The organism is Peribacillus sp. AS_2 (assembly GCF_026891895.1).
GTDB lineage: Bacteria > Bacillota > Bacilli > Bacillales > DSM-1321 > Peribacillus > Peribacillus frigoritolerans.
The window spans coordinates 162400-172456 of record NZ_JAPTGA010000011.1; the positions used below are offsets into that span (position 1 = coordinate 162400).

Below are 10057 nucleotides of genomic sequence, written 5' to 3' on the forward strand. Positions count from 1 at the left end.
ATCAGCAATCCTTCTTAATGAAGGTTTGTGCCCTTTACCTTTTTTTAGTGTGTAAGAATCGAAATGGCACTAGACACTAATAACAAAGCCATGATTACATTAAATTGACTCCTATACTTTGATAAAAACGTTTGAAAAACAGAACCGAACATACTCCAGCAGAACGTACTCATAAAACCAACGAAAGCCAGAAATAATGAAAAGAATAGTAAACTGAAATTTGAAGAGTGATAAGGTAGGATGAAGGTCGATATTGCCGTGATGCCATATAAGATTCCTTTTGGATTTATGAATTGTAAAAGCATGCCTGCTATAAAACTGTTGTTCTTGTCATCATTATCGTCCTTCGCTTTATTTGAACTGGAAATGATTTTTATGGCCAGATACAGCATGTAAATTGCACCAAGGATCGTCATGATAAATTCAACCTTTGGTATGAAATTTTCAAGCAAAACATTAAAATAACTGCACAATAACATGATTACAAAAAAACCGGCACCTACTCCGAAACAAAATTTAATCGTCTTTTTTAACCCGTACTTGTTCGCAAATAACATGGCCATGATGTTATTTGGACCCGGAGTGAAACTTGTAACAAAAACAAATAGCAAAAAAGATAGTAATGGCATGGTTGACTCCCCTTTGTATGCTATAATGACCAAAAATGACACTATAACGATTTCCTTTTTATTGTACAATGCCGACGTTATATTGTAAATAAGGAGCATTTATATGGAAGAAATAAATTTTATTATTGCTAACAATTTAAAAGCCATCAGGGAAAGTAAGAAATTAAGTCTTGAAAAGGTTGCAGAATTGACTGGAGTAAGCAAAACGATGATCGGACAAATAGAAAGGGGAGGATCGAGCCCTACTATTACAACGATTTGGAAAATAGCTAATGGATTAAAGATTTCATTTTCTTCACTGATAAATAGCCCGCAGCCGGATACAAAAATTGTTTTAAAAAGTGAAATTCAATCATTATCTGAAGATAACGGCAAATATCGAGTTTATCCCCACTTTCCCTTTGAGGATGAGAAGCGCTTTGAAGTATATTCAGTCGAGATAGAAAAAGGTGGATTCCTAAGTTCCGATTCGCATAGGGAAGGAACCGAAGAGTACATAACTGTTTTTGAAGGGGAAGTGACAGTACGTGTAAATAACGAAGAATATACGGTCGGGAATGGTGATTCTATCAGGTTCAAGGCTGACAGACCGCATGCCTACCATAATTCAGGGGATACAATCACTCGATTAAGCATGATCTTATATTATCCAACTTAAAAAGTAATGTAGTTCTGTTAATATATCTTAGCAAAGTGAATATCCCCAATGGATTGACTGTTGTATGGTCTGCCTGTTGGGGATACTGCTTCAAGCCGATTTTCTGGTTTTCTTACAGAATCGGCTCTTTTTATTTAGTCTTCTTCAAGCCCAATTACTTGAAATACAATATTTTACAATGTCTATAAACTATATTTAACCTTCCCCTACTAATATAGAAATGTACCTACTTATCCTCTGTAAGAAACCCTTGGAGGATTCGTCCATCCTGCAGCAAGGCGCCTCTTGATTCTCGCAATACGCCAATTTCCTATAACCCACATTGATAGAAGAAATTTGCGACACTCCTGCCGAATAACTGGCTAGCCGAGACCCCGGGGACGCTTGCTTTGATATGGATTGGCAGCCAGTCGGCGGAAAGGGAGCGGATTTCTGAAATCAACTGGAACGTTCCTTGAAAAAACTGTAAGCAAACTGGCTTTCTTAGAATTTGTCTACTATTAGAGGTTCGGAATAGTCTCGCCCCGAACCATGAATTTAAAAGAAGACCTAGAATATCCATAATGTTTTTTTATTATAACCCTCATTGGATGGAAGAAATTTGCGAGACTCCTGCCGAAATACTGGCTAGTCAAGACCCCGGAGACGCCTGAGTCGAGGAGGCTTGGCAGCCAGTCGGCGGAAAGGGAGCGGATTTCAGAAATCAAGCTGGAACGTCTTTTTTAAAAAAACTGCAGGTAAACTAGTTCTATATGGTTTTTTATTGTTTTATGAACTCTTGTTGGATGGAAGAAAGCTATGATACTCCTACCGAATATCTGGCTAGCCGAGACCCCAGAGACGCTTGAGTCGAGGAGGCTTGGCGGCCAGTCGGCGGAAAGGGAGCGGGTTTCTGAAATCAGCTGAAATGAAAAAACCGCAGGCAAACTCGCTTTTCTTCGAATTTATGTACAGTCTGAGAGAGAGCAAAATCTCTCTCTTTTTTATTTTTAGTTAATTTAGGCATAAAGACCAAGGGTGATACCGACTGAAACTGATGCTTTTTTACTAGTGAAACGTTTTTTTGATATATCATCTAGCTGTTACTAGGTATTTTAGGGTGATTATAATGAAAATATTCTGTTAATATTCGGTGTGGTATTGTAAATTTGTTTTAAAACTGGATTATTTTGTTGTAATATAGGAGATACACGAATCTTTAGAGGAAAAAAGTAGGGTGGATTTGTGTATGGGTAAGTAAATTTGTCGGAATTCAGTTTTTGGAAAAGCGTATCAATTATATGTATAAGTTAGCAGAATGTTATGCCAGTATAGAACTAATGGGGGGATTACGATAATGGGGAAAAAGAAAATCGTAAAAATTGCTTCAGCTACCATAATGGCTGCGACAACGATCGTAGCAGTAGCACCGGCACCATCGGATGCTGCCACTAGCCTGAATAGTAAAATCAAAACGGCCAAGGCCGCCATCAAAAAACCATTCGATACCTATTTCTACACTTCTAAACTCGCTTCAGTGTCCACTATTGAAAAACAAATCAAGTCTGCAAAACAAGCAAAAAAAGACATCAACTCTACCATTAAAAAATCAATGTTAAGCAAAAAAGAAAAAGATGCCAAATACAAAGAAATCGAAGCTTATGATAAGTACATCACTCGTTCGGAAGGTTATGTAAAAGGATATAAAGCGGCTGAGAAAGCAAAAGCTGTACATGGCAAATCGATTGGCAACCTTACGAATTCAATACTTGCCAAGAAATCCATTGATATCAGGAATCAATATGAGGCACTGGATAAAGCCGTGAAAAAGGCAGATAAGGATATTAAAGATACGGTTTACGGTGCGAAAATCGAAAAGCTCCTATACGAAAAATTCACTAAAGCGACCAAAACAGCTTTGAACGGTGACCTGAAAGTGCCATACTACTATGAAAAAGCTGCTTACTGGGTGAATAAAGGTGATTTGAAGACCGCGGAAAAGCGCATGCAAACCGTTTCTGCGCAATTGAAGAAGGTCAGCAAAACATCCAAGCTCGGAAAAGGCATACACGCCTATGTTAAAGAAGTGAAAGGTAAGTATGATGATGCGGTATATGCAGAAAAGAAAAAAGAAGTGGCAAAGCGGGTCAATGCCTATGTAGCTCTTGCCAATGGGGAACTTAAAACGAAAGAACAGATAAACGCGGCTAAAAAAGCCAAAGCAGCGATTCATTTAAATGGAATCAAGGAGTCGGACCGAAAGGAATTCCTTTCGAAAATGGCATTGGCGGATAAGAAAGTCGCTGCCGCTGAAGAAGCTTTGAAAAATCCTGCGAAAGCGATCACGCTTTCCTTGATGCATACGAATGACACGCATGCCCACTTGGATAATGTGGCCAAAAGGGTGACGGCTGTTAAGGAAGTGCGTAAGAATAAGCCGCAAGCTCTTTTAGTTGATGCAGGTGATGTATTCTCGGGAACTCTCTATTTTAATGAATTCAAAGGGCAAGCGGATCTTCGCTTCATGAATTTAATGAAATATGACGTCATGACATTCGGGAATCATGAGTTTGATTTGGGTTCCAGCGCCGAAGGTCATCAAGCTTTGGCTGACTTCATCAAAGGGGCAAAGTTCCCGTTTGTCAGTTCCAATGTGGACTTCTCCAAAGATGATAAGTTCAAGGGACTTTTCTCGGACCTGATTTCAAGTAAGCCGGAGCAAGGGAAGATATACAATGGCATCATAAAACAAGTGGATGGCCAAAAGGTAGGGTTCTTCGGGCTTACAACTGAAGAGACGAAAGATATTTCAAGCCCAGGAAGTATAGAATTCGAAAACTATCTTGAAGAAGCCGAAAAGGCGGTCAAGGCGTTCAAAGGCATGGGGGTCAATAAGATCGTTGCCGTATCCCATATCGGTTACGATGACAATGCAGCCTATGACAATGATTTAACATTAGCTGCCAAGGTCAAGGGCATCGATGTGATCGTGGGCGGACATAGCCATACGCAGTTGGACGCCCCCGTTGTTGTCGACAAAGATGATAAAGGCAAAACGAAAGAGCCGACTGTCATCGTCCAAGGGTATCAATATAGCGACTATTTAGGAACGATCGATGTGGAATTTGATAAGCAAGGCAAGATTGTCGGACAAGCCGGTCAGCTGATTAAGCTTTCTGAAAAACAGGATGATGCCGAAGCGGCAAAAGTGCTCGAAACCTATTCCTCGAAGATTAAGGAACTGAAGGAAACGAAGACAGGTGCAACAGCTGTGAAGGCCTTGGAAACACCGCGTGATGCAGGGGATGCAACCAAGCCGAGCGTCCGCAAAAATGAAACGGAACTGGGTAATTTAATTACGGATGGAATGCTTAGTAAAGCGAAGGAATTCAATAAGGATACGGCAATCGCATTCCAAAATGGCGGGGGAATCCGCGCTGGCATCGATCAAGGTGAAATCACTTTAGGGGAAATCCTCACCGTTTTGCCGTTTGGGAATACGTTAGCGACGATGAAGCTTACGGGTGCAGAAATCAATGAAGCATTAGAGCATAGTGTAAGCCTCGCCCCTAAGGAAAATGGCGGATTCCTGCATGTTTCCGGAATGAAATTCACCTACGACAGCTCGAAGGAAGCAGGCAATCGTGTGACAAAGGCAGAAGTCCTTGGACAAGATGGAACATATTCCGAATTGGATCCAGCGAAGGAATATACCGTGGCGACCAATGCTTTTACAGCCAAGGGCGGAGATGGATTCACCGTTTTCAAGAAGGCTTATGAAGAAGGAAGAGTGACGGATATCGGACTCGCTGATTGGGAGAATTTACGTGATTATGTAAGCGGGCTGAAAACTGTCGATCCAAGCATCGAAGGACGCATCAAGGATGTGGCGGGAAGCCATACAGACCCGACCGTGGTATTGGCTAAAGACTTTGGCGGAACGGCTGATGCGCCAAAAGCACATGAAGGCAATGTAGTTGTGGATATCACGGATATTGCTTCATTGGAACATGCAGTGGTTAAAGGGAATCTTACATTAACGGGAACTCCTGCGGATGATTTTACTTTTTCTGAGGTTACAGTAGAGGGTGATTTGGATTTATCGGGACTTAACGGTAAGACCGTAAGCCTGAGCGGTGTCACGGTGAATGGCGAAACCATTCTTTAAGCGCGGTTTTCAAATGATTGCTGAGCCTATGGAAAAAAGTTGGAGGGGTTGAGATCTTGAAGAAGAACGGGATAAGCAAGCTTTTCTTTGCCATACTGATCGTACTGTCAACGGTTCTGCCAAATGCAGCCGCAGCAAATGCCGAGGGGACAATATCGGTCGTGGAAGCGATTAATAATAACAGCGGAACGGCGACGGTGAAGGGATATATCGTCGGTACAGCTAAAAGCGGTACAAGCTATCAACAAACATCGCCTTTTACTGAAAGTACGAACATAGGCATTGCCGATAGTCCGGATGAAACGGATGTTAAGAAAATCATGCCTGTTCAGCTTCCGGCCGGAAGTATCCGAACGGCCTTGAATTTGGTCGAACATCCGGAATTACTTAAAGCGCAGGTGACAATTACGGGGAATTTGGAAAAGTACTTTTCAGTACCCGGCCTGAAATCCGCAACGGATTTCACGATCATCACTGATGGGGGAACAACTCCTGAACAGCCTGATGTGAAGGTTCTTGATTCCATTGCCGAGGCGCGCACGAATACGGAAGATGTCGTGCAGGTCGATGGGGTGGTCACGACAGGACTTGGTTATTGGGGAGGAAAAGGTTTTTATATCCAAGATGAAACGGCAGGGCTATATGTTTATGGTTCTTCGTGGCCTGCGGAAGTAAAGCAAGGGGATAAGGTTAGATTAATCGGACAAGTATCCGCTTATAATAAGGAATTACAAATCCAACCAACTTCCCTTGAAGTCGTATCTTCTGATAATGAACTTCCTGAAATCCAAACGATTGATGCCTCAGGGGTCAATGAGGATACACAAGGTGAGCTGGTCACTATCGATAAGGCGACCATTACAGAATTGGCCCCATCGGGCACATACGGAACATTCGAATTCAAAGCGGAAGATATTGAAGGGAAATCCGTCATCGTTCGCCATGATAACCGGACCGGTTCGAGCTATGAAGATTTCGTGAAAAGCTTTAAAGCAGGGGATGTCATTTCCGTAACCGGAATCGGATCGAGGTTCAATGACACGTACCAGTTGAAGCCGCGTGGTATTGAAGATTATGAACTGGTGAACAAACCGGCCGTTTACACGGATATTTTCCCTGGTACGGTTAGTGAAAATACAAAGGTATCACTTGAATCTGGTTGGGAAGGAGCGAAAATCCATTATACGCTGGATGGATCCGCACCAACGTCTTCAAGTGCTGTGTACACAGAACCTATCATTTTAACGAAAGATACGGTCATCAAGGCAATCGCTGTCAACGACAAGACATCGGAAGTTTTCACATTTGCCTATACCGTTAACAAAACCACTGAAGTGAAGATTCGTGACATTCAGGGGATGAATCATTTTTCATCTTATGAAACTCAACTCGTCTCAGGTGTGGAAGGTGTCGTCACTTATGTAAAAGATGCGAATAACTTTTACATGCAAGATCCCAACCCGGATAAGGACTTAACGACTTCCGAGGGAATACTTGTGTATAACAAAGCGCATGGCCTAAAAGCGGGCGATCATGTCAAAGTGGCAGGTAAAGTTGCCGAATGGTATATCGAAGGATACGCTGAAATGAAAACGACGGATCTGCCAACAACTGAATTGACCAATACGACGATTGAAAAGCTTGGCACTGCATCGATGCCAGAACCGGTCGTCATCGGAAAGGATGTCATTCCGCCGTCTGAGAACATCGATGATGATAGATTGACAGATTTTAATCCGGGTGAAGACGGCATTGATTTCTACGAGAGTCTGGAAGGAATGCTTGTAGAAGTATATAACCCGAAAGTGGTTGCTCCCCAAGACTATGGTGAATTGGTCGTGATCCCAGGGAATATGGAAACGACGACTGCAGTTGGAGGCGTCAAAATAACGGAAATGGATTTCAACCCTGAAAGAATTACCCTGGATATAAATGATGAATCATTTGCAGCCAAAACGGGTGATTTCTTTGAAAGCCCGGTTACCGGTGTAATCAGCTATGGATATAGCAACTATAGGGTAGTGACGGATAAAGCTAAGCTGCCTGAGTTAAAGGATGGCGGTGCGGTCAGGGAAGTGACATCTTTAGAGAAGGATGCTGATGAGCTATCGATCGCTTCCTATAATATAGAGAATTTCTCCACTCAAACCGCTAATTCGAAAGTTGAAACGATCGCAACATCCATCATTGCCAATCTTAAACAACCCGATATCATCGGCGTAACGGAAATGCAGGATAACGATGGGGCAACAGATAGCGGGACAACGGATTCTGCCCAAAGTGCCAAGAAGTTGACCGACAAAATAAAAGAGCTGGGCGGACCGCAATATCAATACATCGATATCGCTCCGGAAGATAAACTTGATGGCGGTGCACCCGGCGGGAATATCCGAGTAGGCTTTTTATATAATGTCGACCGTGTCAAATTGACTGAAGGAACGAAAGGGACGGCAACACAGTCCGTGGCTTTCAAAGATGGGAAACTCACCTTGAACCCTGGACGAATCGAGCCTGCCGATCCCGCCTTCAAATCAAGCAGAAAGCCTTTAGCGGCTCAATTCGAATTTAAAGGCGAAAGCGTAGTGGTGGTGGCCAATCATTTCAATTCCAAGGGCGGTGACCAGCCGTTATTCGGCAAAAACCAGCCACCTGTCCTTTCAAGTGAAACGCAAAGGCTTCAAATTGCCTCGATCGTCAATCGGTTTGTCAGTGATATCAAGTCACAGGATGCCGAAGCGAATATCGTCTTGCTTGGAGACTTTAATGATTTTGAATTTTCGGCTCCGCTTAAAACATTGAAGGGCAAGGATTTAACCAATATGATTGAGAAAGTCCCTTTTGATAAACGTTATTCTTACACATACCAAGGCAACTCACAAGTACTGGACCATATCCTGGTATCGAATAATATGGCCGCGGCCACAAAAGTCGATATTGTCCATATTAATTCATCCTTCATGGAAGTTCACGGAAGGGCTAGTGATCATGACCCTGTACTGATTTCAACCATTTTATCTGAATCAGGCGGAGTTGAAACTCCCGCTCCAGAAAAAACATATAATCTGACAAACGTTATAACAAAAAAACTTACGATTGCTTCACCTAGTGCTTTGATCAATATTGACGAAACATCCAGCATCGAAGAAGGTATCTGGTTAAAAGGTTCATATGCTGTACTCAAAGGCCTCGGGCTGAAGAATGCTGCTGTGACGATTAAACCGGATAAGGATGGTGCAATCATTGATTTTGGCGGCATGGCGGTGAAGGAAGTCATCATTGATAATGCCAATGTAAAAGAAATCAGAGGCGCTGAAAATGTTCAGAAATGGTCGGTAACAGAAGGTGTCGACACATCGAATATCAAATTTGTCGATTCCAAGGGGGAAGCAATTGCTTCCCCTTTCGACCCTAAAGAAAATCATGCGCCCGTCTTAACGAAAACACTGGAAAATCTCGAAGTGAAAGCCGGTTCAAAGGTCACCATCGATTTAAGTGAGCACTTCTCAGATCCTGATGGGGATAAGCTGACCTTTTCATCCACTATCGGTACAGTCACCGGCCAGACATTAACGCTTCCTGCAGATGAAGCTGGAACATACCTTGTCGCAGTCAAGGCCGAGGACAAGCTATCGGAAACGGTTGCCCGTTTCACGTTGACCGTATCGAATGATAAGCCGCTTGAAGCTTATTACGAAACGGCGGCAGGAAAAACGGGAACGGAATTGAAAGCGGTTCTGCACTCGATAATTAAGGGCCATACGATGCTATCTTATGATCAAGTGTGGAATGCCCTTAAAGAAACGGATGAAGATCCGGTGAACAAACAGAATGTCATCTTGCTTTACTCTGGAAAATCGATCTCGGAGAACGCGAATGGGGGCAATGCCGGACAATGGAACCGCGAACATGTTTGGGCAAAGTCCCACGGTGATTTTGGGACAAGCAAAGGTCCCGGGACAGACCTTCATCACCTCCGTCCCGCTGATGTGACAGTCAATGGAAAACGGGGCCACCTTGATTTCGACGAGGGGGGTCAAACATATAGTGGATGTGAATGTAAGTTTGATTCAGATTCATGGGAGCCGCCAGACCATGTTAAAGGCGATATAGCACGGATGCTATTTTACATGGCCGTCCGATATGAAGGAAACGGCGAGTTGGATCTTGAATTATCAGATACGGTCAATACGTATCCGAAGCCGCTTCATGGAAAGCTATCGACACTCTTGAAATGGAATGAGCTCGATCCAGTCGACGATTTCGAGAGCCATCGCAATGATGTCATTCAGGATTGGCAAAATAACCGCAATCCATTCATCGACCATCCTGAATGGGCATCCGAAATTTGGGGTGCCGCTGAATCCAGAGATGAAAAAAAGGCGAGTTAAATCGGAGATCGAAGGGAAAAGCAGCCTGATGGCTGCTTTCAGACTGTAGACAAACTCGATGAAATCGAGTTTGTCTATTTTTATGGCTTGTACAATTGAAACGTTGATTTCCACTCCAGGCACTCGCTTTCCGCGGGCGGTCCGGGAAGCCTCTTCGGCGCCTTGCGCCTGCGGGGGCTCCCCTGGACACGTTTTCCCGCAGGAGTCTCGTACCTTACGCTCCAATCAACTTTGT

4 protein-coding genes are annotated in these 10057 nt (G+C 43.3%); 3 read left to right on the top strand and 1 reads right to left on the bottom strand.

Going from position 1 to position 10057, the window contains the following annotated elements; translation table 11 throughout:
- Nucleotides 1-44: 44 nt before the first annotated feature.
- Nucleotides 45-629, bottom strand: coding sequence for a LysE family transporter (locus tag OTG27_RS19715; protein ID WP_268937836.1), 585 nt, complete (start codon nt 627-629; stop codon nt 45-47).
- A 103-nt stretch (nt 630-732) separates the two neighbouring features.
- Between OTG27_RS19715 and OTG27_RS19720 the strand changes: the two genes are divergently transcribed.
- From OTG27_RS19720 to OTG27_RS19730, 3 genes are all read left to right on the top strand, one after another.
- Nucleotides 733-1287 (top strand): helix-turn-helix domain-containing protein, encoded by a 555-nt coding sequence (locus tag OTG27_RS19720; RefSeq protein WP_034310827.1) that lies wholly within the window; start codon nt 733-735, stop codon nt 1285-1287.
- Nucleotides 1288-2623: 1336 nt separating this feature from the next.
- On the top strand, nt 2624-5434 hold the full coding sequence (locus OTG27_RS19725) for a bifunctional metallophosphatase/5'-nucleotidase (protein WP_268937837.1): 2811 nt from the start codon (nt 2624-2626) through the stop codon (nt 5432-5434).
- Between the two features lie 56 nt (nt 5435-5490).
- On the top strand, nt 5491-9822 hold the full coding sequence (locus tag OTG27_RS19730) for an endonuclease (RefSeq protein ID WP_268937838.1): 4332 nt from the start codon (nt 5491-5493) through the stop codon (nt 9820-9822).
- The last annotated feature ends 235 nt before the right edge of the window (nt 9823-10057 follow it).